Here is a 24,279-nt window from a genome sequence, read left to right as displayed (position 1 = left end):
TATAAATTTGTAAGGGCAGTCTTTTGTGCGGGCTTTGATCCAAGTCAGGCGGCAGGTTTTCCTGAGATGAGCGCCAGGTTGTTTGCGGGCATTTCCACAGCTTGCATCAGATTCAAACCGGCGCTGTGAAGCCAATCGATCACGTCAAAATCGTCCTTGTACCCGGTTTCCGGGTCGTGAGTGCTGAGGCTGGCGTGAAAGGCCCGCTCCCCTTCGCTGGTCAGTTCGCCGCCCCGCATGAAGGGTCCGTAGACCAAAAAGCACCCGCCAGGGGAGAGGGCTGCGGCAGCCTCTCGGATCAGGGTGCGGGCTTCCTCTTCGCTGATCAGATGCAGAAGGTTCACCAGAACAATCAGGTCCTGGCCTGTGTGCTCCGCGCCCCAGCCGGGGGCGGTGGCATCCAGATCTATGGGCGGCGCAATGTTGCTCAACCCTGCTTCATCGGCATATGCCCGGATGCTGGCGCGGCGGGTCGCGTCAACCTCCGTTGGCTGCCAGGTCAGGCCGGGCAGGCGGGCGGCGTAGGCCACTGCGTGCTGGCCGGTGCCGCTGGCCAGTTCCAGGGCGCGGCCCTGCGGCGGGGCAATCTCCGCCAGCAGATCGCAGATGGCGCTGCTGTTGCGCTCAGCCGCCGGCGCAAACAATTTGCCATCCTGCGGCTGGGCGACCGAAGCGGTGCCGGGAACAGAGCGCACCGGCATCAGCGCAGCCGTGCAGGCGACAGGGCGGCGACCGTAGCGGCGTCCAGTACCGGCGCCCGGCCGGCTGCCAGATCGGCAATCAGTTGCGAGGCAGCGGGCGCTGTCATGATGCCATAGCCGCCCTGGCCCGCGCACCAGATGAAATCCGGCTGATCCGGATCCGGCCCCAGCACTAGGGTGCCGTCAGCGACGAAGCTTCGCAGGCCGGCAAAATTGCTTTCCACCCGCGTTACCGGTTCTGTCACCATTTCCTCATAGCGGGCCAGCCCTTCGGCCAGCACCATGTCGTCGGCATAGGCGTCATGCGGTTCCACCGGGTCGGTATCGGCGGGAGAGACCAAGAGCTTGCCGGCGTCGGGCTTGGCGTACCAGGTCTCACCTACGCCCAGCAGCATCGGCCAGCCGCTGACGTCATGGCCGCCGGGCGCGGGCAGCCGCGCCATCGAGCGGCGCTTGGGCTGCAGGCCGATGGCGGCGACCCCAGCAAGCGCGGCAACTTTATCGGCCCAAGCGCCCGCGGCGTTGACCAGATTGCGTGCCACATAAACCTCGCCACCTGCGATGACCTGCCAGCCGCCGCTGATGCGGGTGATCGCGGTCACCGGCGCCTTGGTCACGATATGGCCGCCCGCGGCGCGCAAGGCCTTGGCGAAATCCTGCAGCATCCGGTCGGTGTCGATATCCTCTGCCGCGCCGCTGATGGCGGTGAACCCGACCGTTTCAGGGTTCAGGATCGGCACCATGGCGCGGGCCTCGTCGAGCTCCAGCGTCGCCATGCCCAGCTCATCCACGTCGCGGGCAAAGCCGTCGGCGTCCCCCTTGGCCCCGACCAGCATCAGCCCGCGCGGTGACAGGTAGCCGTTCTCGCGCAGGTGCGCCGCGCTGGCGCGGTTCAGGCCGATGGTGGGGCCGTGGCCGTAGTTTTCCTCAAACAGCGCGGCGGAGCGGCCAGAGGAATGGTAGCCAAGCGCGTCTTCCATCTCCAGCAAGGTGACGCTGCCGAGGGCAGCCAGCCGGGCAGCGGCGCTGGTGCCAGCCATGCCGCCGCCGATCACGATGAAATTCTGCATGGGTCTAGTCCTTGTCGTCTTCTTGTTCTTCCAGCCGGTCGGTAGCGGGCGCGGGCCGCGTACTGAGCGCCTCAATCGCTTGGTAGAGGTCTGCGTCCATGGCGAAGTCCAGCGCCGCCAGCGAGGGCTGCAGCTGCTGTGCGTTGCGGGCAGAGATGATCGGCACCGGTGCGGCAGGGTGGGCAGCGGCCCAGGCCACGGCCAGGGTGGCCGGGTGAATGCCGTGCTGCGCGGCAAGTTCAGTGAGCGCCACAGAGGTTTGATGCATTGCGGCAGGGCTGTAGCGGATATTGTAACCCTTGTCCTCAGTGATGCGGCCCGTGCCGCCAGTTGCATATTTGCCGGTGAGGAGGCCGCCGCCAAGGGGCGAATAGGGCACCGCGGTGATGCTCTGATCAGCGCACATCGGCAGGATCTCCACCTCGGCCTGGCGCTTCACCAGGGAATACATCGGCTGCAGAATATCCACGGAAATGCCGGAGGCCAGCCCGGCCATCTGTGCCTTCATGACCTGCCAGGCGGCAAAGTTTGACAGCGCGGCATAGCGGATCAGCCCTTCGGCCTTGAGGGCGGCGAAACAGTCCATGGTCTCGCGCAGGTCGGTGTGCGGGTCGAACCGGTGCAGGTAGAAGACATCGACCATGTCCAGGTCCAGCCGACGGCGGCTTTCGTCCAGCTGGGCGCGCAGGTTGGCAGCGCCGGCGCCGCCTTCGTAGCCTGCTTTGGTGGCAATCAGCAACTGGTCGCGCTCCTGCTTGATAAGGCGGCCAAGGATCTGTTCCGAGTTGCCATCGGTATAGACCCAGGCGGTGTCGAAATGGCTGATGCCGGCAGCGCGGCAGGCGGCATACATTTCAGCCGACTGCGCCTCAGATGCGCGGCCGCCGAACTGCATGCATCCAAAGGCGAAACGGCTGGCGGGGGTGCCATCAGGACTGGTGAGAATCTGGCGTTTGGTTCGGGTCATGGCGCAGAGCTTGGCATAGGGCCGGGCGCCTGGAAAGGCGGTATTACGGGGCTGCCTGCGGATCCGGCGCCCGCCACAATGCCGCCCGGTTTTTCTGGCAGGATGCGGGTACGCGGAATGGAGAGTGAATGTGAAACAGTTTCTGATGATCGGGGCTGCGGCGCTGTTGGGAGCCTGTTCGGCGCCGGAGCAGCTGGACTATTGGTCGGCGACACGGACCGGGTATGGCACCCAGACGGCAGCGCAGGCTTCTGCCCCGGGCACGCCGGATTACCGCACCGCAGCCTTGGCCGAGGCCGGGCACTTCACCACCGCAATGCGGCCCGGCCTGCACAAGACCCGGACCGGCGCGCCCTGGCTGGTCACCCATACCGCCCGTTTTCAGGCAGGCGGCCCGCCTGCTGCCGGACGGCCGGCGGCGCAGACGGCGATGGGGTACATGAGTTCTAAGCGGAAGTCTCCCTATGCGGCGCAAACTTATCTGGGCAAGTCGAGAACCAGATTCCGGATTGTCACGGTCGACGGCAGCAGCTTTGCGGTGCTGTTCAAGATAAGCCTGCCGCTGAAACACCTGGTGGTGTCCGACAAGGAGGCGCTGAAACAGCTTTATACCCATGTGGCAGGGCTGTCGGGCTGCCAGGTCACCGGCTCTGCCCTGATCAAGCGGCAGGACGGCGTTGCGGTGCAGCTTGCGGTTCCGGTCGCCTGTTCGTGAACAGACGAGACTTGGCGGCGGCATCTGCCGCCTCTGCCTTTCAATCCGCAAAGCAAAGCTTGTTGCCGTCCAGATCCCGCACATAGGCCGAAAACCGCGGGCCGCGCTGGCCTGGCTCACCTTCGCAAGTGCCGCCCAGCTCAATTGCCTTCGTGTGCAGCCTGGTGACTTCGGCTGCGGAGCCAAGGCTGACCCCCACCATGGTTCCGTTACCATTGGTAGCTGGTGCACCGTCAAAGGGGAGGGCGGCGGCAAATGCAAAATCGTCCTTCAGCCAGTAAGTCATCCGTCCGCTAGGCCGGACTTGGGTAAATCCCTGGTTCTCAAAAAGTGCGTCATAGAATTTGACTGTGGCATCCATGTTGTTGGTGCCGACAACGAAGTAATTCATTTTCAAGGGCGTTCTCCAATTTGCCTAAGCGTTCCGCGGGCAAATTCCCGCGGGCTGGTGGAGCGGGGAGTACATCAGGCCAGTGACAGGGCGTGTCAGCAGGCTTGGAGAAAACCGGGATCTTGATCAAAAAAAGGCCCGCCATTTGGCGGGCCTTTGGTTTTTGGGAAGGGGCCGCTTACTGCGGGATGTCGCCTTCGATGCCTTCGACATAGAAGTTCATGCCGGCCAGGGTGCCGTCATCGGCGACCTCGCCCTCTGCAAGCCAGGCAGAGCCGTCCTGTTTGTTAATCGGGCCGGTGAAGGCGTGGTAGGAGCCGTCGGCTTGCGAGTTTTTGATTGCCAGTGCAGCGGCCTTGACGTCTGCCGGAACCGCATCCGAGATTTCACCGATGCCCACCATGCCGGCGCCAATGCCGTCCCAGGTGTCTGCGCTCTCCCAGGTGCCGTCCATCACGGCGCGGGTGCGGGCGATGTAGTAGGGCGCCCAGTCGTCGATGATCGAGGAAACACGCGGCTTCGGCGCATATTCCGACATGTCGGAGGCCTGGCCGAAGGTGATCACGTTGCCGGCGGCCTGGGCCGCGGCCTGCGGCGCGGTGGAGTCGGTGTGCTGCAGGATCACGTCAGCGCCCTGTTCGATCAGCACCTTGGCGGCGTCAGCCTCTTTCGCCGGGTCGAACCACGTAAAGGCCCAGACGATCTTGAATTCGACGTCGGGGTTCACCTTCTTGGCGTGGATGTAGGCAGAATTGATGCCGCGGATCACTTCCGGGATCGGGTAAGAGCCGATGTAGCCGATGATGTTGCTCTCAGTCATGTGGCCCGCGATGGTGCCCTGCACCGCGCGGCCCTCATAGAAGCGGGCAGAATAGGTCGAGACGTTGTCGGCGCGCTTGTAGCCGGTGGCGTGCTCGAACTTCACGTTCGGGAATTTCTTGGCGACGTTGATGGTCGGATCCATGTAGCCAAAGGAGGTGGTGAAGATCAGGTCGGCGCCTTCCAGCGCCATCTGGGTCATCACGCGCTCTGCGTCCGGTCCTTCGGCGACGTTTTCGACATAGACGGTTTCGACCTTGTCGCCGAATTCGGCCTCAACCGCCTTGCGGCCCTGGTCGTGCTCATAGGTCCAGCCGCCGTCGCCGACGGGGCCGACATAGACAAAGCCTACCTTGGTGGTGTCGGCCATTGCCGCGCCGGCGGCCAGGCCAAGCGCCACGGCGGCGCTGGTCAGAAGATTGGTCAGTTTCATCAGGTTCTCCCCAGTTTGATCTTTTGGCCCCGGCAGGGGGCAGTGAAAAGCCCCCCGTCTAGCGGGAGGCGTGGAAGTTGCGGCCAAGCGAGGCAGGTGCGCTGCTTTTGTCCGCGGAAAGGATAACAAGCACAATGATTGTAATCAGATAGGGCGACATTGCCAGATACTCGACCGGAATGGCAACGCCTGCGGCCTGCAGATTGAGCTGCACCACGGTGACGCCGCCGAACAGATAGGCACCCAGCAGCGCACGCCAGGGTTTCCAGCTGGCAAAAACCACCAGCGCCAGCGCGATCCAGCCGATGCCGGCGGTCATGCCCTCGGTCCATTGCGGGACGCGGATCAGGCTGATGTAGGCGCCGCCAAGGCCTGCGCAGGCGCCGCCGAACATGATCGCCAGCAGTCGGATCTTGATCACCTTGTATCCCAGCGCGTGGGCGGCGTCGTGGTTCTCACCCACTGCGCGCAGCACCAGGCCGATGCGGGAATACTTCAGCACCCACCAGACAGCGGCGGTCAGGGCGATACCGAAGTAGAGGATGATGTCATGGCCGAAGATAATCGGGCCGACAACGGGCAGGTCGCTCAGGACCGGGATATGGATGTCGCCCATCTGCGGCGGTTTGATGCCGACATAGGACTGCCCCATCAGCGCCGACAGGCCCAGCCCGAACAGCGTCAGCGACAGGCCGGAGGCGACCTGGTTGGCCTGGGCAAACTGGGTGAGGATGGCGAACAGGATTGACAGCGCTGCGCCTGCGATGGCGGCAGCGATGAAACCAAGGAGCGGCGAGCCGCTTTCCACCGCGGTGGCAAAGCCCGCGATGGCGCCGACGATCATCATTCCCTCGACGCCGAGGTTCAGGACGCCGGCCTTTTCGACCACCAGTTCACCGATGGCCGCCAGCAGCAGCGGGGTTGCCGCCACCATCAGCGAGGCAATGAGCAGGACCGGGTTGATTGCAGAAAGATCCATGTTACGCCACCTCAGGCTTGCCGATTGCGATGCGGAAATTGGTCAAGAGGTCGAAGGCCAGGAGGAAGAACAGCAGCATCCCCTGGAAGACCTGGATGGCCGCGGCGGGCAGCTGCAGGTTCGACTGCGCGATGTCGCCGCCGATGTAAGTCAGCGCCATCAGCCCGCCTGCCAGCAGGATGCCCACCGGGTGCAGGCGGCCCAGGAAGGCGACGATGATCGCAGTAAAGCCATAGCCCACGTTGAAGTCGATGGAGATCTGGCCGGAGGGGCCGGAGACTTCGAACATGCCGGCCAGCCCCGCCAGCGCGCCGGAGGTGCCAAGGCAGAACAGCACAAGGCGGGTGGGGTTCACGCCGGCGAATTTCGCCGCCCGCGGTGCCTCCCCAGTCAGGCGGATGTGGTAGCCGGTCATGTGGCGGTTCAGCAGAACATAGGCAAAGATCACCGCAATCAGCGCCGCCACAACGCCCCAATGCATGCCGGTGCCTGCAATCAGCTCGGCATTATGGGCGGCGTCCCAGGACTGCAGGTTGCGCGAGCCGGGGAAGCCGAAGCCCTCGGGGTTCTTCAAAAGACCCAGGGAGACCGAGGCGAGGAATTGCTCGGCCACATAGACCAGCATCAGCGAGACCAGGATTTCGTTGGTGCCGAAGCGGGTTTTCAGCACCGCCGGGATCATCGCCCAGATCCAGCCGCCAAAGGCGCCTGCGAGGACCATGAAGGGAAAAATCAGGAAGGATTCGGAGGGGTAGAAAGCCAAGCCTGCCCCGGCGCCAAAGATGGCGCCCATGATGTACTGGCCCTCGGCGCCGATGTTCCAGATGCCGGCGCGGAAGCCGAGGCTGAGGCCGATGGCGATCAGCACCAGCGGTGCGCCTTTGACCAGCAACTGCGGGCGGTAGTAGAAGGAGAACTCGCCAAACAGCGGTTCCCAGAAGATGGTGCGGATCGCCTCCACCGGCGGTTTGCCGAGCACTGCGAACAAAAGCCCGCCAAACAGCATCGTCGCCAGCACCGCCACCAGCGGCGTAGCCATCGACCAGGCGCGCGACGGCTGCGGCCGTTTCTCAAGCCGGATCATAAGGCGGCTCCCTGTTTTTTCTTATGATTTCTGTTGCGGAGGTCAGACATGCGCCACCTCCATGCCGTGGGCGCCGCCCATCATCAGGCCGATCTCGTCCACCGTCAGGCCCGCCGCTTCGCGCGGGGCGCTGAGGCGGCCTTCGTTCAGGGCGGCAAAGCTGTCGGAGATTTCCATCAGTTCGTCCAGGTCCTGGCTGATGCAGACCACCGCGGCACCCTTGGCCGCCAGATCCAGCAGCGACTGGCGGATGGAAGCGGCGGCGGCGGCATCGACGCCCCAGGTCGGCTGGTTCACCACCAGCACATCCGGGTCCTGCAGCACCTCGCGGCCGATCACGAACTTCTGCAGGTTGCCGCCGGACAGCGAACGGGCTGCATTGCCGGGACCGGGGGTGCGGACGTCGAACGCCTTGATAATGCGCTCGGCAAAGTCCTTGGTGGCGCCCCAGTCGAGGAAGCCGTTCTTTTCCAGCCCTTCACGAACGGATCCGGTGAGCATGGCATTTTCGGTCAGGCTCATGTCCGGAGCGGCGGCGTGGCCCAGGCGTTCCTCCGGCGCGGCCAGAACGCCGAGCTTGCGCCGGGCGGTGGGGCCGAGCTTGCCGATCGGCTCGCCATGCAGTTTCACTGCATCCGCCTCGGTCAGAGTTTCGCCCGACAGCACGCCCAGCAATTCGTCCTGGCCATTGCCGGCCACACCGCCGATGCCCAGGATTTCACCCTTGCGCACGGTCAGATGCACGTTCTTGAGCGCGGTGCCAAAGGCCGAAGGGGCTGGCACCGACAGGCCGGAGATGTCCATTGCCACGGCGCCGAAGTCACGGCTGCCGCGTTCAGGCGTTTGCAGGGTGCTGCCGACCATCATTTCGGCCATGTCGCGGGCGGAGGTCTCAGCCGGGATGCACTCCCCCACGTTCTTGCCTAAGCGCAGGATGGTGGCGTGGTCGCAAAGCGTGCGGATTTCCTCCAGCTTGTGCGAGATATAGAGGATCGAGGTGCCCTCGGACTGCAGTTTCTGCAGCGTCTTGAACAGGATCTCAACCTCTTGCGGCGTCAGCACCGAAGTCGGCTCATCCATGATCAGCAGTTTTGGATCCTGCAGAAGGCAGCGGATAATCTCGACCCGCTGGCGCTCGCCCGCGGACAGGTCGCCGACGGTGCGAAAGGGGTCGAGCGGCAGGCCGTAGTTCTCCGACACTTCACGGATACGGGCCGCGAGGTCGCGCATTTCCGGCGGGTTCTCCATGCCGAGCGCGATGTTTTCCGCCACATTGAGCGCATCAAACAGCGAAAAATGCTGGAACACCATGGCGATGCCGTCGGCGCGCGCTTGACGGGGCTCGGCGGGCGCAAAGGGCTCGCCGCGCAACAGCATCTGGCCGCTGTCGGGTTTCACCAGCCCGTAGATCATCTTGACCAAGGTGGACTTCCCGGCGCCGTTCTCGCCCAGCAAGGCATGCACTTCGCCCTCACCGATGTCAAAGGAGACGGTGTCATTTGCCACCACGCCGGGATAGGCCTTGGTCAGCCCTTGCAGGCTCAGAAGTGGTACAGTCACGTGTGCCGGTCCTCTTTCATTGTTCTGATACCCCAATCATCCGCCGCCGCGGCAGGTGTCCCGGCATCCGTATCATTCCGGACATCCAGTCTCAGCAACGCCAAGGGATACTGCCGGTTTCCTGCCTTGGGAATAGTGTTTGGGCAAATGCCCTGCGATTTCAGCGGTATGGCGGAGGAAAAATCTGCAGGTAACGGCACCAGCGATGTCTGCGCTGGGCTGCTTAAGCCCTGAGCACAGATCAAACCGACCCACATTGCATTGCGAGTTGCACATCATCCCGATACCGCCGCTTTACCCTGTTGACCCGGTGTGCCGCCCCCTCGATGCGGCGCAGAAGGGATGGCGGGCTGATTATTGCTTGCTGGCAACAGCCTAGGGAGCGGTCCGTTGCCAAAGCAAGGAAAACCGGTGCTGCGCTGCAGTATTCTGAAAAGTAAGAAAATTGCCGGTGATGCGTGTAGAGTATTCATATTTATGCGTTTTATCCGCAGCTTTGCGAAGGCTCTACGCGCTGGCTGCGAAAGAGTTTCAACAAAATGGATAAAATGCAACGTCCACCGCACCGGTTTTGGCGGGTGTTCAGTGCGCAGATCGCCCTTTCACCCATCCATGTCAATAAGATAGCGTGGCGGCATGACAAGCTCTCCCCGATTCATTCACCTGCGCACCCATACCGAATACTCTCTGCTGGAAGGCGCCATGCGGCTAAAGAAGCTGCCGGACCTCTGCAAGAAGCACGAGATGCCCGCGATTGCGGTGACGGATACCAACAACCTGTTCTCGGCGCTGGAGTTTTCGGTGTCGGCAAGCGGGGCAGGAGTGCAGCCGATCATTGGCTGCCAGGTGGATCTGCGGTTCACCGACCCGGCCCCGGGTGAGCGGCCCAAACCGCCCGCGCCGCTGGTGCTGCTGGCGCAAAGCGAGGCGGGTTATGAGCATCTGATGAAGCTGAACTCCTGCCTGTACCTGCGCCAGGGCGGCGAGCTGCCGCATGTGACGCTGGAGGAGCTGGAGGCGAATGCCGGTGATGTGATCTGCCTCAGCGGCGGGCCGGATGGGCCGGTTGGGCGGCTGCTGCAGATGGGCCAGCGCCCGGCAGCGGAGGCGCTGATGCAGCGGCTGAAGGCCATCTTCCCGAACCGGTTGTATGTTGAACTGCAGCGCCATCCGGGGGAACACGGCCAGCCGGAGGCAGAGAAGCAGACCGAACGCGGCCATGTGGAGATGGCCTATGCGATGGACTTGCCGCTGGTTGCCACCAATGACGTCTATTTCCCCAGTACGGAAATGTTCGAGGCGCATGATGCGATGATCTGCATCGCCGAGGGCGCCTATGTCGATCAGGTGGAGCCGCGCCGCCGGCTGACCGCGCAGCATTACTTCAAGAGCCAGGAGGAAATGGTTGCGCTGTTTGCCGACCTGCCGGAGGCGGTTGAGAACACCGTGGAAATCGCCAAGCGCTGCGCCTTCATGGCCTACCGGCGCGACCCGATCCTGCCCAAGTTCGCCGATGACGAGGTAGCCGAACTGCGCCGCATCGCCAACGAGGGCCTGCAGCAGCGTCTGGCGGTGATCCCCCATGCGGTGAGCGTGGAGGAATACCAGGAACGGCTCGATTTCGAGCTGGGCATCATCGAGGGTATGGGCTTTCCCGGCTACTTCCTGATCGTTGCCGACTTTATCCAATGGGCCAAGGATCACGATATTCCGGTGGGACCGGGGCGGGGCTCCGGTGCGGGCTCCCTGGTGGCCTATGCGCTGACGATCACCGACCTTGACCCGCTTCGCTATTCCCTGCTGTTCGAACGCTTCCTGAACCCGGAACGGGTGTCGATGCCCGACTTCGACATCGACTTCTGCATGGACCGCCGGGAAGAGGTGATCCGCTACGTGCAGGAGAAGTACGGGCGCGACAAGGTGGGGCAGATCATCACCTTCGGCGCGCTTTTGTCCAAGGCAGCGGTGCGCGACATGGGGCGGGTTTTGCAGATGCCCTACGGCCAGGTGGACCGGCTGTCCAAGCTGATCCCGGTCGAGGGCGTGAAGCCGATGTCCATCGCCGATGCGCTGAAGGAAGAGCCGCGGCTGAGCGAGGAGGCGCGGAACGAGCCGGTGGTGGACCGGCTCCTGACCTATGGCCAGCAGGTCGAGGGCCTCTTGCGCTCTGCCGGTACCCACGCCGCGGGTGTGGTAATCGGCGACCGGCCGCTGGACGCGCTGGTGCCGCTTTACCGCGATCCGCGCTCCGACATGCCCGCCACCCAGTTCAACATGAAATGGGTGGAGCAGGCGGGGCTGGTGAAGTTCGACTTCCTTGGCCTCAAGACCCTGACGGTTATTCAGAACGCGATGGACCTGATCTTCCAGTCGGGCCGCGACCTGCATATCGCCGAGGATGGCACCCAGCTCTATGATCCGCCGGAGGGCGCCGAGAACCAGATCAACGCCATCCCGCTGGATGACAAGGTTACCTACGACCTCTACTCCCGCGCCAAGACGGTGGCGGTGTTCCAGGTGGAATCCACCGGCATGATGGATGCGCTGAAGCGCATGAAACCCACCTGTATCGAAGACATCGTGGCGCTGGTGGCGCTGTACCGGCCCGGCCCGATGGAAAACATCCCGGTCTACTGCGAGGTGAAGAACGGCCAGCGCGAGATCACCTCTGTCCACCCCTTGATCGACCACATCCTGGAAGAGACCCAGGGCATCATCGTCTACCAGGAACAGGTGATGCAGATCGCCCAGGTGATGGCGAATTACACGCTGGGCGGCGCTGACCTTTTGCGCCGGGCGATGGGTAAGAAGATCAAAGAGGCGATGGACGCCGAACGCCCGAAATTCGAGAAGGGCGCGGCGGAGAACGGCGTCGACAAGAAGAAGGCCTCCGAGGTTTTCGACCTTCTGGAGAAATTCGCCAACTACGGCTTCAACAAATCCCACGCCGCGGCCTATGCGGTGGTCAGCTATCAGACCGGCTGGCTCAAGGCGAACCACCCGGTGGAGTTCATGGCCGGTGTCATGAACTGCGATATTCACCTGACCGACAAGCTGGCGATCTACTTCGAGGAAGTGAAGAAGGGCCTGGGGCTGAAATACGTGCCGCCTTGCATCAACCGCTCGCTGGCGACCTTCAACGTGGTGAACGGGGAGCTGGTCTATGCGCTGGGCGCGCTGAAGAACGTCGGCCTGGACGTGATGCGGCTGGTGGCTGAGGCGCGTAATGAGGGCGGCCGCGAGCGTCCCTTTGTCAACGTCTATGACTTTGCCCGCCGGGTGAACCTCAAGAAAGTGGGCAAGCGCCCCTTGGAGATGCTGGCGCGGGCGGGGGCGTTTGACCAGCTGGACAGCAACCGCCGCCGGGTGTTCGAGAGCCTGGGCGCGCTGGTGGATTACTCGGCGGCAGTGCATGACCAGCGCGCCTCCAGCCAGGTGTCGCTGTTTGGCGAGGCAGGCGAAGACCTGCCGGAGCCGCGCCTGCCATCGGTGCCGGACTGGCTGCCGGCCGAGCGGCTGTCGGAAGAGTTCAAGGCGATTGGCTTTTACCTGTCGGGCCACCCGCTGGACGACTACATGCCCGCACTGAAGCGCAAGAAGGTGATGACGCTGGATGAGGTGACGGCCAAGGCCGAGCGCGGGCCGTTTATGGCCAAGATGGGCGGTGTTGTTGCCGGGCGCCAGGAGCGGAAATCTGCCCGCGGCAACCGCTTTGCCTTTGCCCAGCTCAGCGACCCGTCGGGCGCCTATGAGGTGACGCTGTTCTCCGAGGTGCTGGAAAAGTCCCGCGAGTTTCTGGAGACCGGCGCCAAGGTGGTGATCACCGCCGAGGCGACAATGGAAAGCGACCAGCTGAAACTTCTGGTGCGCTCCGTCGGACCGGTCGACAGCGCCATTGCCGACGCCGGGCGCAGTTCCCTGAGGGTCTACCTGAGCGATGCGGGGGCGGTCGGCACCGTGGCGCAGGTGCTGGAGGACGCCAAGGCCGGGGCCCGCAATGCGTCCCGCGGCGAGGTCTATATGTACCTGCAGGACCCCGCTCTGCCCGGCGATGTGGAGATGGATCTGGGCCAGGCGTTTCCAATCAACCCGCAGATCAAGGGTGCGCTGAAGTCGCTGGAAGGCGTGCTGGATGTGGAGGAGATTTGAGGTTGGGTAGCCGAAGGCTGACTTTTGAGAAGCTGTTCAGTAGTTTCTTATTTTCTGTATTCCTGTTTTTCGCGATGGCGGCGGGTTTTTCAGTTAATGCGGCTGAAAGTAAAGAGAGCAACTGTGACGATCTTCCTGAGGCAAAGGTTTGCAGTGCTCCACGCCCATGGAAAAAAGTAACTGATTTTCCATGGGGGAATTATTCACAAGATCCTAAAGGTGAAGTTGTGATCTTTCACCTTGATGGCAGGGGGGGCGGTCTCATTCAACGCCTTGAGCTTCCCTACTTCGAGAGTGCAACAAAATTAGCTGATTGGTGGGTTTTCATGTTGTCTATCAGGTATCGGGAGGGAGAATCCGACCTGCTTTTCGACAAGGAAGGTTGGGATAATTTCGAGGTCGCGGTGCGAAATCAGCGTTACGTAGGAAGGAAAACCCGAGTCAACAATCAGGGGCTAGCGGGAGTGGCACGTATTAGCTTTGTGCAAACAGAGGCAGGACAGCTGATAATCACGTCAATTGTTAACGAGAAAATGAACTCGCAAGCTGGCGAGTATCTGCATAACGGGCTTCTGAAATCCATATCCCTTAAGGATTAGCCTGTAAGTGCCCAACTTGCCGGAATTGCCGTCCTACAGCGTCCAATCTCGGTAGTTCCCTTGGCACTAGGCCTCGCTCCAAACAGGTAAAGCTGTGGGGTGCTTCCTGACAAAATCACCTGTGGTGAAGCACCTTCTAGGCTGGCCGCAGCCCTCACCTTCGAAACGACCCCGGCCCGGAACAACCTCGCTGAGCGCCTTGGGCCTAAGATAGTTTTGGCCTCCACCCGTTCACGCCTGAAATGAGCTGCGGGTCACTTCTAAGACGGAGTGCGCTTCGGACGAACTGCCGCAGGCCCGTTCTTGAGGGGGGAGAGTCAAGCCTCCTTAGGCACCGGCAGCTTGGCGACGTCCTTGAGCAGGCGGATGGCCTCCTTCACCTCCAACCGCAGGGTTTTCAGGACCTTTTTCAGCATCGACTTCACCTTTTTCACCGCGCCCAGGATGCCGGTCAGGTCGCGGATCCAGCGGAAGACCAATTGCAGAACAGAGGCAAAGCGGCTGATCACCGAGAGCGCGGTGTCGAGCACGCCAAGCTCGTCCCAGATCTCGCGGATCCAGCCCCAGACCTGGCGGATCATCTCGACATATTTGCGGATCACGGTTTTCAGAATGCGGATGACGCGGGTGCGGTCGGCGTTCTTGCGGATGTTGTCGAGGATGCGCTTGCCCAGCTTCACCAGGCTTTTCAGGGTATGCTCAACCCGGTCGATCAATTTCAGAATGTACTGGGCGGCTGAGGTGACTTGCTTCACCACTGCCTTGCCGACGGTCTTGGCCAGAGATTTGGCGCCGGAGATCAGGTTTTTCAGGAATTTGCTGAGCGGGGTGAGCAGGGCGCGGATGTGCTTCCAGGTGGTTTTCAGGTAGTAGAGCATGCGCGCATGCAGTTTGCCGACGCCCTTTTCGACGAATTCCACCGGGTCGTTGGACGGTGCCATGGCCGTGTCTCCCAATCACTTGTCACAAAATACCTGAGTGACAGCCTGCGCGGGGCGGGCGTTTGGATCAAGGGAAACCGTGGTGTGCTGGTCGCTGATCAGTAATGCGGCGGGCGCTCGTCGGCAAAGACCATGCCGCCGGTGCCTTCCTGTTCGCGGGTGGCCTCGCGCTGCATCAGCATGGCAACGCGGCGGGTCAGCAGGTCGATCTCCTGCTGCTGGCGGGCGATCACGTCGCTCATCTCCTCCACGCTGCGGGTCAGATGGGCGATTTGCTCTTCCAGATGCTGCATGGGGTGCTCCTTGGGTTTGATGCTGCTCATAAAGGAGCAACGCTCGAATGCAAAGTCCCGCCCGGGCGTGAGGCCGGGCCGCGTCATGCTGGAAGCATGCCTCCGGCATGACCCGCCCCTCGGAACGGCTCAGCCCTCGTTTTTCAACGAGCTGCGGCATTGCCTCCGCCGGCTCTGTCTTGCTGTTGTGACCCGCTTCCGTTAGACCGCCACGCGAGTGAAACCGCTACCCGTGAGGAGGCCTCAGATGGCCAAAGTGAAGAAACAGCCCCGCCCCAAGGCGCAGACGCCGAAGGGGTTCCGTGACTATTTCGGTGTGGAGGTGACCCAGCGCAGCGAGATGCTGCGGGCCATCGCGGGTGTGTATCATCATTACGGGTTCGAGGCGCTGGAGTCCTCGGCGGTGGAAACCGTTGAAGCGCTGGGCAAATTCCTGCCCGATGTGGACCGCCCGAACGAGGGCGTGTTTGCCTGGCAGGAGACCGAAGAGGACGGGAACGGCGACTGGATGGCTCTGCGCTATGATCTGACGGCGCCCTTGGCGCGGGTTTATGCGCAGCACCGCAACGATTTGCCGACCCCCTACCGCCGCTATGCGATGGGGCCGGTCTGGCGCAATGAAAAGCCGGGGCCGGGCCGCTTCCGCCAGTTCTATCAGTGCGACGCGGACACCGTGGGCACCGCCTCGATGGCGGCGGATGCAGAGATCTGCGCGATGCTGTCCGACACGCTGGAGACCGTTGGCATTCCGCGCGGCGATTACCTGGTGCGGGTGAACAACCGCAAGGTTCTGAACGGCGTGCTGGAGGCGATGGGCCTTGGCGACGGTGATGCCAAGCGCGACGACGTGCTGCGCACCATCGACAAATTCGACAAGGTGGGCGAGGCCGGCGTGCGCGAGCTGCTGACCAGTGGGCGGCTGGATGCTTCGGGCGCCTTCATTGACGGTGTGGGCTTGTCTGATGATCAGGCCGCGCCGGTGCTGGCGTTTCTGACGTCCAAGGCGGCGGATGCGGCTGGGACCATCGCCAACCTGCGTGCGGCTGTTGGCGACAGCAAGGTGGGCCAGGAGGGCATTGCTGAGTTGGAGCAGATCGGCGAATTGCTGGCTGCGGGCGGTTATGGCAAGGACCGGATTGAGATCGACCCTTCCGTTGTGCGCGGTCTGGGCTATTACACCGGGCCGGTGTTCGAGGCGGAACTTACTTTCGAAATCCTCGACGAGAAGGGCCGCAAGCGGCAGTTCGGCTCGGTCTCGGGCGGCGGCCGTTATGATGGCTTGGTCAAGCGCTTTACCGGGCAGGAAGTGCCTGCGGTGGGTGTGTCTGTCGGCGTGGATCGTTTGCTGGCGGCGCTGCATGCCAAGGGGCGGCTGAGCGCTGAAGCAACTGGACCTGTCGTGGTGACCGTGATGGACCGGGACCGGATGGCGGATTACCAGGCGATGGTGGCAGAGCTGCGCAACGCGGGCATCCGGGCCGAGGTATACCTGGGCAACCCCAAGAACTTTGGCAACCAGCTGAAATACGCGGACAAGCGGAACTCGCCTGTCGCCGTTATCGAAGGCGGCGACGAGAAGGCCAATGGCGTGGTGCAGATCAAGGACCTGATTCTGGGCGCCAAGATCGCCGAAAGCGCCACCTTGGAAGAGTGGAAGGAACGCCCCAGCCAGTTCGAAGTGCCGCGCAGCGAGCTGGTCGCCAAGGTGCGGGATATCCTGGACGGGCAGGGCTGATCATGACGCTTCGTTCTGACATTCAGGCCCGCGCTGCACAGCTGCGGGTCCGCTTCGAGGCCGCGGGCGCGCAGGTGGTGGATACACCGCTGCTGCAGCCGGCGGGCACCTTGCTGGATCTTTACGGCGAAGACATCCGGGCCCGCGCCTATGTGACCTCTGATGCGCTGCGGGGCGAGCAGATGCTGCGGCCGGACTTTACCGTACCGGTGGTGGAGGCGCATATGCGCCATGGCGCAGAGCCTGCACGCTACACCTATTCGGGCGAGGTGTTCCGGCGCCAGGAGATGGACCCGGACCGGCCCAACGAATACCTGCAGGTCGGCTATGAGGTGTTTGAACGCGATGATGCGGCGGCGGCGGACGCGGAAGTGTTCTCGCTGTTTGCCCTGCAGGTGCGCGGGCTGCCGCTGCGGGCGGCAACCGGCGACATCGGTATCTTGATGGCTGCGGTCGAGGGGCTGAACACCACGGGCAAGCGCAAGGCAGCGCTGATGCGCCACATCTGGCGGCCGCGCCGTTTCCGTTCCCTGCTGGACCGGTTCGCGGGCCGGGCGCCGGTGCCGGAGAGCCGAAAGAGGCTGTTGGAAACCGAGGGCGATCTGACCGGCTCTGCAGTGGAATTGGGCAAACGCCGCGCGGCAGAGGTGCAGGCGCGGGTAGAAGCGCTGCGCGAGGATGCCAAGCATCCGCCGATAGCCGAAAACGAGCTCTTGGCGCTGGAAGCGCTGATGGCTGTGCGCGAGACTGTGCCCTTTGCAACCGAGCAGATGCGCGACATTGCGGTGGATCTGCCGCAGATCAATCCCGCGCTGGACCGGCTGGATGCGCGCACCGCGGCGATGAAGGCGCGCGGTGTCGATGTGGACAACCTCGATTTCGAGGCCTCCTACGGGCGCACCTCGATGGAGTATTACGACGGCTTTGTCTTTGGTTTCTACGCCGAGGCGCGGCCTGATCTGCCGCCGGTGGCCAGCGGCGGACGCTATGATGCGCTGACCCGGCAGCTTGGTGAGGGGGAGGAAATCCCCGCAGTGGGGGGCGTGCTGCGCCCGGACCTGATGCTGCAGCTTGAGGAGGCGCGCAAATGACCCTGAAGCTGGGAGTGCCGTCCAAGGGACGGTTGATGGAAAAGACCTTTGACTGGTTTGCTAAGCGCGGCGTGACGCTGTCGCGCACCGGGTCGGACCGGGAATATGCCGGCGCCGTCGAAGGTGTTGCGAACATGGAGCTGGTGCTGCTGTCGGCGGGAGAAATCCCGCGCGAGCTGGCGGCCGGGCGCATACACCTCGGCGTCACCGGCACCGATCTGGTGCAAGAGAAGCTGCCGAGGTTCGAGCAGCAAATAGAAGGCCTGGCGGAGATGGGGTTCGGCCATGCCGATCTGATCCTGGCGGTGCCGCAGTTCTGGATCGACGTGGATACGCTGGATGATCTGGACGCCGCGGCTTCCGCCTTCCGGGCCGCGCATGGCCACAGGCTGCGGATTGCCACCAAATACCACCGGCTGGTGCGGGAGTTCCTGACCGACGCCGGAGTGGCGGATTACCAGCTGGTCGACAGTCAGGGTGCCACCGAAGGCACGGTGAAAAACGAAACCGCCGAGATGGTGGCCGATATCACCTCCACCGGTGAGACGCTGCGCGCCAACCACTTGAAGCTGCTGAGCGATGGTCTGGTGCTGAAGTCGCAGGCCACCCTGTGGCGCAGCCGGGTGGCGAAATACGGCAATGATGAGAAGGCGGCGCTGAACACGCTGCTGGATCTGCTGGAGCACCGCAGGTAAGCACTGCTGCCCGCGCGTCAGCGCGGGCTTGGCCCAACGCCTTCAAGGCATCTATGGATGCCTGCAAAGGGGGCGGGAGCGCTTTGTTGGTTCCGGGTGCATGCCGCCTGCCGGGGTGCTCCCGCCCGTTGCTGGAAACATCACAGATGTTTCCGCCCCGGTTGGGCCGGGCGCCGGGCTGACGCCCGGCGCTGGCGAGGCTGCCGCGGGGGGAGTGCAGACGGCCTCAGATAACCCCGATTTCCGCCAGTGCCTGCGATAGTTCCGGCGGCAGCGGCTCCTCCTGTTTTTTACCTGCGGGCAGGTCGGCGGGGGAGTCTTCGGTCTTCAGGTACCGCCAGCCTTGGAACGGGCGTTTCGGCGCGGTATGGGTGCGGTGCAGTTCCGGGTCCAGGATGATGGCGCAGCGGCGGATGCCGTCCTCGCCCATGACCTCATCCATGCGCAGTATGCGCTGGCGGCATTGGATCAGCCCTTTAATCACCCAGTAGATCGAACCGCCGTTCAGGATCTCCGCTTCGCGTTTCGGCCACATGCGGGTCACGTGGCGCGGCAGGCCTTCGGGCAGTTCCAATCGGCGCATTTCCTGCCAGGCCATCAGGCTTTCGACGCTTTCGGTGCCGACCGAAAGCTTCACGAGATTCACGCGCTTATCCACAGGTTCCCCACAGAGTCGTCCAGAGCTTTGACAGTATATAGTAGTTTGCTGGTTGCCGACTTCAAGGTATAGTGTTCTTCCACGTATTTGCTGCAAGTAAGCCTGAACAAGAAAGGATTCACTACGGTGCTCTGAAAAAGCAGCCGCGGCGGAGCCTTTGCATGAAGCCCGAACGACTCAAAGGAATAAGTCTTGCGCAAGAAGCTAGGAACAATTTCGGTTAGTGCGAGTGGCCGCGGGAGGTCTCTTCGTGTTCAAGGGGATCATTGGGCAGTCCTTTTTGTGGCCACCCTTTACTACTTTAGTCGTCCTGTGATGCTATTGGTCGCCGGGGTCGTCCTCTACTACCTTGAACTGCCAGTTGAGTTCTTTCCAGCAATTTTGATCTCGGAGTAGGAGCACAGGCCTACCTCGTGTGTTTGATAGCAAGTGGCAGGGTATAAGGCTTTTGGCTTTGAAACTTGCTCACAAGTTATCCACAGTTTCATCCAGAGGGGTGCCTCTATTTAGTGGTTTGTGAGCCGCTAGCTTCAAGGTATTGTGTCATGTCGGGTGCGTCTGCGGATAAAAAATGCTAAGATTACTCTAAACGGCGTTGAGACAGCGCTCCGCAGCGGCTATCCAGTCGCCCACTCAATATTCACGACCGACCATAGGGATTCGCCATATGAGCCGCTTTGCCGCCCCCATCGCCGAGCAGATCTGGGATATGAAATACCGTTTCAAGCAGGCCGACGGCGCGCCGATCGACGTGACAGTCGAGGATACCTGGCGGCGCATCGCACGCGACCTGGCGCGGGCGGAAAAGAAGCCGGACGTGTGGGAAGAGAAGTTCTTTGGCGCGCTAGAGGATTTCAAATACCTGCCCGCGGGCCGGATCACCGCAGGCGCCGGCACCGCGCGCCAGGTGACCCTGTTCAACTGCTTTGTGATGGGCACGGTGCCGGACAGCATGTCGGGCATCTTTGACATGCTGAAAGAGGCGGCGTTGACCATGCAGCAGGGCGGTGGCATCGGCTATGACTTTTCCACCATCCGGCCGCGCGGCGCAGACGTAAAAGGCGTGGCAGCGGATGCCTCCGGCCCGCTGTCGTTCATGGATGTGTGGGACGCGATGTGCCGCACCATCATGTCCGCAGGCTCCCGCCGGGGCGCGATGATGGCGACCATGCGCTGCGACCACCCGGATATCGAGGCCTTCATCACTGCCAAATCCAACTCTGCCCGCCTGCGCATGTTCAACATGTCGGTGCTGGTGACCGATGACTTCATGGATGCGGTCAAGGCCGACGGCTCCTGGGAGCTGCAGTTCGACGGCAAGGTCTATCACACTGTCGAGGCGCGCGACCTGTGGAATAAGATCATGCAGGCGACCTATGATTACGCCGAGCCGGGCGTGATCTTCATCGACCGCATCAACAAGGCCAACAACCTCAGCTACATCGAGAACATCTGCGCCACCAACCCCTGCGGCGAGCAGCCGCTGCCGCCATACGGCGCCTGTCTGCTGGGCTCGATCAACATGGCGCGGCTGGTGGCCAATCCGTTCGAGAAGGGCGCGCAGCTGGACCAGTCCGCGATGCAGGAACTGGTCGCCACCGCGGTCCGGATGATGGACAACGTGGTCGACGTTTCCAAGTTCCCCCTGGAGGCGCAGGCGCAGGAAGCCAAGAACAAGCGCCGGATCGGCCTGGGTGTCACCGGCCTCGCCGATGCGCTGCTGATGCTTGGGCTGGAATACGGCTCCGACGAGGCGGCGCGCCAGACCGACGAATGGCTGCACGCGATTGCCCGCGCCGCCTATCTGGCGTCGGTGGACCTGGCCAAGGAAAAGGGCGCCTTCCCGCTATTCGATGCGGAGGCCTACCTCAGCTCCGGCAACATGCTGAACATGGACGATGACGTGCGCGACGCAATCCGCGAGCACGGTATCCGCAACGCGCTGCTGACCTCCATCGCGCCGACCGGAACCATTTCTCTGTACGCAGGCAACGTGTCCTCGGGCATCGAGCCGGTGTTTGCCTATGCCTATACCCGCAAGGTGCTGCAGAAGGACGGCTCGCGCACCGAGGAGGAAGTGGTCGACTACGCGGTGCAGATGTACCGCGAGAAATTCGGCGCGGACGCCAAGCTTCCCGATTACTTCGTCAACGCGCAGACGCTAAGCCCTGCGGCCCACGTCAAAATGCAAGCGGCAGCGCAGAAATGGATCAACTCGTCGATTTCCAAGACCATCAACTGCCCGGAAGATATCTCCTTTGACGACTTCAAGGACGTCTACATGCAGGCCTGGGATCAGGGCTGCAAGGGCTGCACCACCTACCGTCCGAACGACGTGACCGGCTCGGTCCTGTCAGTGAGCGAAAGCGCTGACACCGCGCCGGGCGAGACCGCGCAGGCACCGCATGAGAGCGACAGCGCGGAAGTGGTCTACATGTCCGAGCCGCTGGACCGGCCGCAGTCGCTGGAGGGCCATACCTACAAGCTGAAGTGGCCGGATAGCGAGCACGCAATCTACCTCACCATCAACGACATCATCATCAACGGCCACCGCCGCCCGTTCGAGGTGTTCATCAACTCCAAGAACATGGAGCATTACGCCTGGACGCTGGCGCTGACCCGGATGATCTCTGCCGTGTTCCGCCGCGGCGGCGACGTGTCCTTTGTCGTCGAGGAGCTGAAAGCGGTATTCGACCCGCGCGGCGGCGCCTGGGTGCAGGGCAAGTACATCCCTTCGATCCTGGCAGCGATCGGCGGCGTGATCGAAACCCATATGGTCAAGACCGGCTTCCTGGAAGGCGAGGGCATGGGGCTCAAGTCCGACCCGCAGGCGCAGGTTGTGAACCTGAACGCACCCCGCGGCAAGGCTTGCCCCAGCTGCGGCCAATTCGACATGCAGATGGTCGAGGGCTGCATGACTTGCCGCAGCTGCGGCCATTCCAAATGCGGGTGAATGGCCGGGCTACCAGCAGCGTCTTCCCTTGGCGCTAAGCGCCAAGGGTTTTTTCCCTAACAGCGTGACGCAACAGCATGCTCAATCCAGCCTCCGGGACTTGCGACGGTAAAATCCTTGAGCGCGAACTCAGCGCGCTGTCCTTTAGCGGGGCAGTGCTGCTGGATGCGGTGGAAACCTCAGGTTCCGGCAGCGGCAAGGCGCGGCTGTTCTTCAAGTCCGGAACCCCGCGCGAAGACCTGAGCGGTCTGGACCCTGACAGCAAGCCTGCAGTGCATAACATTGGCGGAGCGCCGGTTCTGGATGTCCTTGTCCAAAAGGGGCAGGGAGAGGCCGGTTTTTCTGTTGACGGAACGCCGCACAGGCTGACGCTGCATCCCGATGAGACAGAGCTGTTTGCGGGGCTGAACGTACTGGCAGCCGTCCGCAATGGCGAAACCGCCGTGGCGGCAGTGCAGTGGCTGCAATACCACGTGGCACAGCACGGGATGCAGGGCGCCGTCATTTTCGACCGGGCGCCGCCGCAGGAAAGCCGCCGTTTCATTGCGGAGCTGCGGGAGCAGGCCGGGGAAATCGCTGGGCTGCAGCGGGTCGTGGTCGTGCATTGCGCGCTGCCTTTGGGCAAGGACGGCCTGCCGGAAGAGGCGCATCCTTTCAATGTTCCGGGCGCGCCAGGCAAGGACCGGATGGAGATCCCGCCCGCTGATCCCTGGCGCGCGCCTTTGGGTGAATTCCTGATCTATGAGATCTTGCGGGCGCGCTTTCTGGCCCGCGCCCGGGCGGTGGCCAATATCGACCTGTTTGATCTGCTTGCACCGGGCGAGGGCCTGAATGTCTTTGACAAGACGGTTGAGGCACCTTCGGGCTGCCTGCGCCTTGGCGGGGTTCAGGCTTATCCCTGGCGGGTGCGCAAGGGGGCGGAGGCGTCATTTGCCGACCATATTTGCACCCAGTTCGACGCGGCAGGCCAGCGCCCGCGCTGGTGCCTGGCGCCTGCCAAGGCTGGGGAGAAATGCATCTGGCGGCTGATCCGGGTAGTGGGGGTGGACCCTGACCCCGCACAGGAGGCGCGCTTCTACCGCTGCATGGCATTGCGACATCCAACGGACACAATTTCCAAGATCGTGCCAAAGACCAGCCTGGTTGAAACTCCTGAGCTGCTGGAACTTGCAACAGGGCATTTCAAGGCCAACCCGGTGCGCATTCCGGAGGAGAAGCCAGTTATACGCCCCGGCGGCAAACCGAAAACCACCATCGTCACCACGATGAAGAATGAGGGGCCGTTCATCCTGGAATGGCTGGCCTATCACCGGGCCATCGGGGTGGATGATTTTTTGGTCTATACAAACGATTGCACCGACGGCACCGACACCATGCTGCAGATGCTGCAGGACAAAGGTATCGTGCAGCACCGCGAGAACCCGTTCCGCAACACCGATCTGAAACCGCAGCACGCGGCGCTGCAGGCGGCCGAGGAAGAGCCGGTGATCCGGAACGCCGACTGGCTGGTCTGTATGGATGTGGATGAGTTCATCAACATCAAATGCGGCGGGGGGAGGCTGGACGACCTGTTTGCGGCTGTCGGTGATGCCAATATGATCTCGATGACCTGGCGCCTGTTCGGCAACAACGATGTCCGCGATTTCACGGGCGACCTGCTGCTGCGCGAGTTTACCCGCTGCGCATTTGAGGTCACCCGCAAGCCGCATCAGGCCTGGGGCTTCAAGACCCTGTTCCGCAACACTGGCATCTTCAAGAAACTTGGGGTGCACCGGCCCAAGGGGCTGAAGCCGCAGCTGTGGGAGGATATCCGCTGGGTCAACGGCTCGGGGCAGGACATGCCGCGGGAGATGTTCCGCAACGGCTGGCGCTCCTCAATGAGCACCTATGGCTATGATCTGGTGCAGCTGAACCACTACGCCGTGCGCAGCGCCGAAAGTTTCCTGGTCAAGCGCGACCGGGGCCGTGTCAACCACGTGGATCGCGACCAGGGGCTGTCCTACTGGTTCCGGATGAACAACAACGCCGAAGAGGAACGCTCGATCCAGCGGATGATCCCGGCGCTGGAGGCAGAGATGGCGCGGCTCTTGGCAGACCCGGATATCGCTGCCGCGCATGAACACTCCTGCCGCAAGCACCGCGAGAAGATCGAGGAGCTGAAGCTGCGCGATGACATGATTGAGCTGTTCCGCGAACTGACCAGCCGCAAACTGTGCCGGCTGTCGCGGATGCACGCGCATTTCGGGGCCAATGTCTTCCTCAGCGGCCCCGGGGTGATCCCGGACGGCGTTGCTGAGAACGAACCCGGCAGCGATTTCTGGTTCACGGTGGAGCGCGGCGAAACCACCCATTAAGGGCTTTGGCACCCTGCGTTGACAGCCCTCCGGGGCACGCGCTAAAATTCGTTAACAATAACATCCAGCTGCCGCGCAGCAGCAGGCAACTC

At 62.7% G+C, this 24,279-nt stretch carries 19 protein-coding genes; 8 read left to right on the top strand and 11 right to left on the bottom strand.

What is annotated here, in order from left to right; genetic code table 11:
* Positions 1-44: 44 nt before the first annotated feature.
* From ACXAEK_RS20290 to ACXAEK_RS20280, 3 genes are read right to left on the bottom strand one after another with little or no spacing between them, the layout of a single operon-like run.
* Positions 45-701 carry a DUF938 domain-containing protein gene (locus tag ACXAEK_RS20290; RefSeq protein ID WP_475044699.1) on the bottom strand — a complete coding sequence of 219 codons (657 nt, stop codon included), beginning with the start codon at positions 699-701 and terminating at the stop codon, positions 45-47.
* On the bottom strand, positions 701-1,771 hold the full coding sequence (locus ACXAEK_RS20285; RefSeq protein ID WP_475044697.1) for an NAD(P)/FAD-dependent oxidoreductase: 1,071 nt from the start codon (positions 1,769-1,771) through the stop codon (positions 701-703). The genes ACXAEK_RS20290 and ACXAEK_RS20285 overlap by 1 nt, the downstream gene beginning before the upstream one ends.
* Before the next feature lie 4 nt (positions 1,772-1,775).
* The gene (locus tag ACXAEK_RS20280; RefSeq protein WP_475044695.1) at positions 1,776-2,738 is read right to left on the bottom strand and encodes an aldo/keto reductase; all 963 of its coding nucleotides are present in this window, start codon (positions 2,736-2,738) and stop codon (positions 1,776-1,778) included.
* 130 nt (positions 2,739-2,868) lie between these two features.
* On the opposite strand from ACXAEK_RS20280, the gene ACXAEK_RS20275 reads away from it, so the two are divergent.
* On the top strand, positions 2,869-3,453 hold the full coding sequence (locus ACXAEK_RS20275) for a hypothetical protein (protein ID WP_475044694.1): 585 nt from the start codon (positions 2,869-2,871) through the stop codon (positions 3,451-3,453).
* A 40-nt stretch (positions 3,454-3,493) separates the two neighbouring features.
* Here ACXAEK_RS20275 and ACXAEK_RS20270 read toward each other — a convergent pair whose 3' ends face one another.
* From ACXAEK_RS20270 to ACXAEK_RS20250, 5 genes are all read right to left on the bottom strand, one after another.
* Positions 3,494-3,844 carry a VOC family protein gene (locus tag ACXAEK_RS20270; RefSeq protein WP_475045327.1) on the bottom strand — a complete coding sequence of 117 codons (351 nt, stop codon included), beginning with the start codon at positions 3,842-3,844 and terminating at the stop codon, positions 3,494-3,496.
* A gap of 178 nt (positions 3,845-4,022) precedes the next feature.
* Positions 4,023-5,096, bottom strand: a complete 1,074-nt coding sequence (locus ACXAEK_RS20265; protein WP_475044692.1) for a BMP family ABC transporter substrate-binding protein — start codon at positions 5,094-5,096, stop codon at positions 4,023-4,025.
* A 58-nt stretch (positions 5,097-5,154) separates the two neighbouring features.
* On the bottom strand, positions 5,155-6,075 hold the full coding sequence (locus ACXAEK_RS20260) for an ABC transporter permease (RefSeq protein WP_475044690.1): 921 nt from the start codon (positions 6,073-6,075) through the stop codon (positions 5,155-5,157).
* Between the two features lies 1 nt (position 6,076).
* Complete coding sequence (locus ACXAEK_RS20255) at positions 6,077-7,159, bottom strand: ABC transporter permease (protein WP_475044688.1); 1,083 nt, start codon at positions 7,157-7,159, stop codon at positions 6,077-6,079.
* A 42-nt stretch (positions 7,160-7,201) separates the two neighbouring features.
* A complete protein-coding gene (locus tag ACXAEK_RS20250) occupies positions 7,202-8,719 on the bottom strand; it encodes an ABC transporter ATP-binding protein (protein WP_475044686.1) in 1,518 nt (505 codons plus the stop codon).
* A gap of 636 nt (positions 8,720-9,355) precedes the next feature.
* On the opposite strand from ACXAEK_RS20250, the gene dnaE reads away from it, so the two are divergent.
* Both dnaE and ACXAEK_RS20240 read left to right on the top strand, forming a co-directional pair.
* The gene (dnaE, locus tag ACXAEK_RS20245) at positions 9,356-12,868 is read left to right on the top strand and encodes a DNA polymerase III subunit alpha (RefSeq protein WP_475044684.1); all 3,513 of its coding nucleotides are present in this window, start codon (positions 9,356-9,358) and stop codon (positions 12,866-12,868) included.
* 2 nt (positions 12,869-12,870) lie between these two features.
* A complete protein-coding gene (locus ACXAEK_RS20240) occupies positions 12,871-13,467 on the top strand; it encodes a hypothetical protein (RefSeq protein WP_475044683.1) in 597 nt (198 codons plus the stop codon).
* Between the two features lie 317 nt (positions 13,468-13,784).
* Here ACXAEK_RS20240 and ACXAEK_RS20235 read toward each other — a convergent pair whose 3' ends face one another.
* A complete protein-coding gene (locus ACXAEK_RS20235) occupies positions 13,785-14,408 on the bottom strand; it encodes a hypothetical protein (protein WP_475044681.1) in 624 nt (207 codons plus the stop codon).
* A gap of 98 nt (positions 14,409-14,506) precedes the next feature.
* Positions 14,507-14,701 carry a SlyX family protein gene (locus ACXAEK_RS20230; protein ID WP_475044680.1) on the bottom strand — a complete coding sequence of 65 codons (195 nt, stop codon included), beginning with the start codon at positions 14,699-14,701 and terminating at the stop codon, positions 14,507-14,509.
* Between the two features lie 247 nt (positions 14,702-14,948).
* Here ACXAEK_RS20230 and hisS point away from each other — a divergent pair, with 247 nt between their 5' ends.
* The 3 genes from hisS to hisG are packed head-to-tail and all read left to right on the top strand — an operon-like array spanning position 14,949 to position 18,222.
* Positions 14,949-16,436 (top strand): histidine--tRNA ligase, encoded by a 1,488-nt coding sequence (gene hisS / locus ACXAEK_RS20225; protein WP_475044678.1) that lies wholly within the window; start codon positions 14,949-14,951, stop codon positions 16,434-16,436.
* Between the two features lie 2 nt (positions 16,437-16,438).
* Positions 16,439-17,527 (top strand): ATP phosphoribosyltransferase regulatory subunit, encoded by a 1,089-nt coding sequence (locus tag ACXAEK_RS20220; RefSeq protein WP_475044676.1) that lies wholly within the window; start codon positions 16,439-16,441, stop codon positions 17,525-17,527.
* Positions 17,524-18,222 carry an ATP phosphoribosyltransferase gene (gene hisG, locus ACXAEK_RS20215; RefSeq protein WP_475044674.1) on the top strand — a complete coding sequence of 233 codons (699 nt, stop codon included), beginning with the start codon at positions 17,524-17,526 and terminating at the stop codon, positions 18,220-18,222. Before ACXAEK_RS20220 ends, hisG begins: the two co-directional genes overlap by 4 nt.
* 226 nt (positions 18,223-18,448) lie before the next feature.
* On the opposite strand, the gene ACXAEK_RS20210 is transcribed toward hisG, so the two are convergent.
* Positions 18,449-18,880 carry a DUF1489 family protein gene (locus ACXAEK_RS20210; protein ID WP_475044672.1) on the bottom strand — a complete coding sequence of 144 codons (432 nt, stop codon included), beginning with the start codon at positions 18,878-18,880 and terminating at the stop codon, positions 18,449-18,451.
* 667 nt (positions 18,881-19,547) lie between these two features.
* Here ACXAEK_RS20210 and ACXAEK_RS20205 point away from each other — a divergent pair.
* Together ACXAEK_RS20205 and ACXAEK_RS20200 are read left to right on the top strand one after the other, a co-directional pair.
* Entirely contained in the window at positions 19,548-21,833 is a 2,286-nt protein-coding gene (locus ACXAEK_RS20205; protein ID WP_475044670.1) for an adenosylcobalamin-dependent ribonucleoside-diphosphate reductase, read from the top strand.
* Positions 21,834-21,910: 77 nt separating this feature from the next.
* Positions 21,911-24,187 (top strand): glycosyltransferase family 2 protein, encoded by a 2,277-nt coding sequence (locus tag ACXAEK_RS20200; protein WP_475044668.1) that lies wholly within the window; start codon positions 21,911-21,913, stop codon positions 24,185-24,187.
* Positions 24,188-24,279: the final 92 nt, after the last annotated feature.

This window comes from Leisingera sp. ABM4_101 (genome assembly GCF_056158725.1).
This window is presented reverse-complemented; position numbering and strand designations above follow the sequence as displayed.

Bases quoted from the DNA above. Each gene is read 5' to 3' on its own strand.
- ACXAEK_RS20205 (WP_475044670.1), top strand. From the start codon at position 19,548: ATGAGCCGCTTTGCCGCCCCCATCGCCGAGCAGATCTGGGATATGAAA.
- ACXAEK_RS20255 (WP_475044688.1), bottom strand. From the start codon at position 7,159: ATGATCCGGCTTGAGAAACGGCCGCAGCCGTCGCGCGCCTGGTCGATG.
- ACXAEK_RS20235 (WP_475044681.1), bottom strand. From the start codon at position 14,408: ATGGCACCGTCCAACGACCCGGTGGAATTCGTCGAAAAGGGCGTCGGC.
- ACXAEK_RS20230 (WP_475044680.1), bottom strand. From the start codon at position 14,701: ATGCAGCATCTGGAAGAGCAAATCGCCCATCTGACCCGCAGCGTGGAG.
- ACXAEK_RS20265 (WP_475044692.1), bottom strand. From the start codon at position 5,096: ATGAAACTGACCAATCTTCTGACCAGCGCCGCCGTGGCGCTTGGCCTG.
- ACXAEK_RS20220 (WP_475044676.1), top strand. From the start codon at position 16,439: ATGACGCTTCGTTCTGACATTCAGGCCCGCGCTGCACAGCTGCGGGTC.
- ACXAEK_RS20290 (WP_475044699.1), bottom strand. From the start codon at position 701: ATGCCGGTGCGCTCTGTTCCCGGCACCGCTTCGGTCGCCCAGCCGCAG.
- hisS (WP_475044678.1), top strand. From the start codon at position 14,949: ATGGCCAAAGTGAAGAAACAGCCCCGCCCCAAGGCGCAGACGCCGAAG.
- ACXAEK_RS20285 (WP_475044697.1), bottom strand. From the start codon at position 1,771: ATGCAGAATTTCATCGTGATCGGCGGCGGCATGGCTGGCACCAGCGCC.
- dnaE (WP_475044684.1), top strand. From the start codon at position 9,356: ATGACAAGCTCTCCCCGATTCATTCACCTGCGCACCCATACCGAATAC.
- ACXAEK_RS20200 (WP_475044668.1), top strand. From the start codon at position 21,911: ATGCTCAATCCAGCCTCCGGGACTTGCGACGGTAAAATCCTTGAGCGC.
- ACXAEK_RS20270 (WP_475045327.1), bottom strand. From the start codon at position 3,844: ATGAATTACTTCGTTGTCGGCACCAACAACATGGATGCCACAGTCAAA.
- ACXAEK_RS20260 (WP_475044690.1), bottom strand. From the start codon at position 6,075: ATGGATCTTTCTGCAATCAACCCGGTCCTGCTCATTGCCTCGCTGATG.
- hisG (WP_475044674.1), top strand. From the start codon at position 17,524: ATGACCCTGAAGCTGGGAGTGCCGTCCAAGGGACGGTTGATGGAAAAG.
- ACXAEK_RS20280 (WP_475044695.1), bottom strand. From the start codon at position 2,738: ATGACCCGAACCAAACGCCAGATTCTCACCAGTCCTGATGGCACCCCC.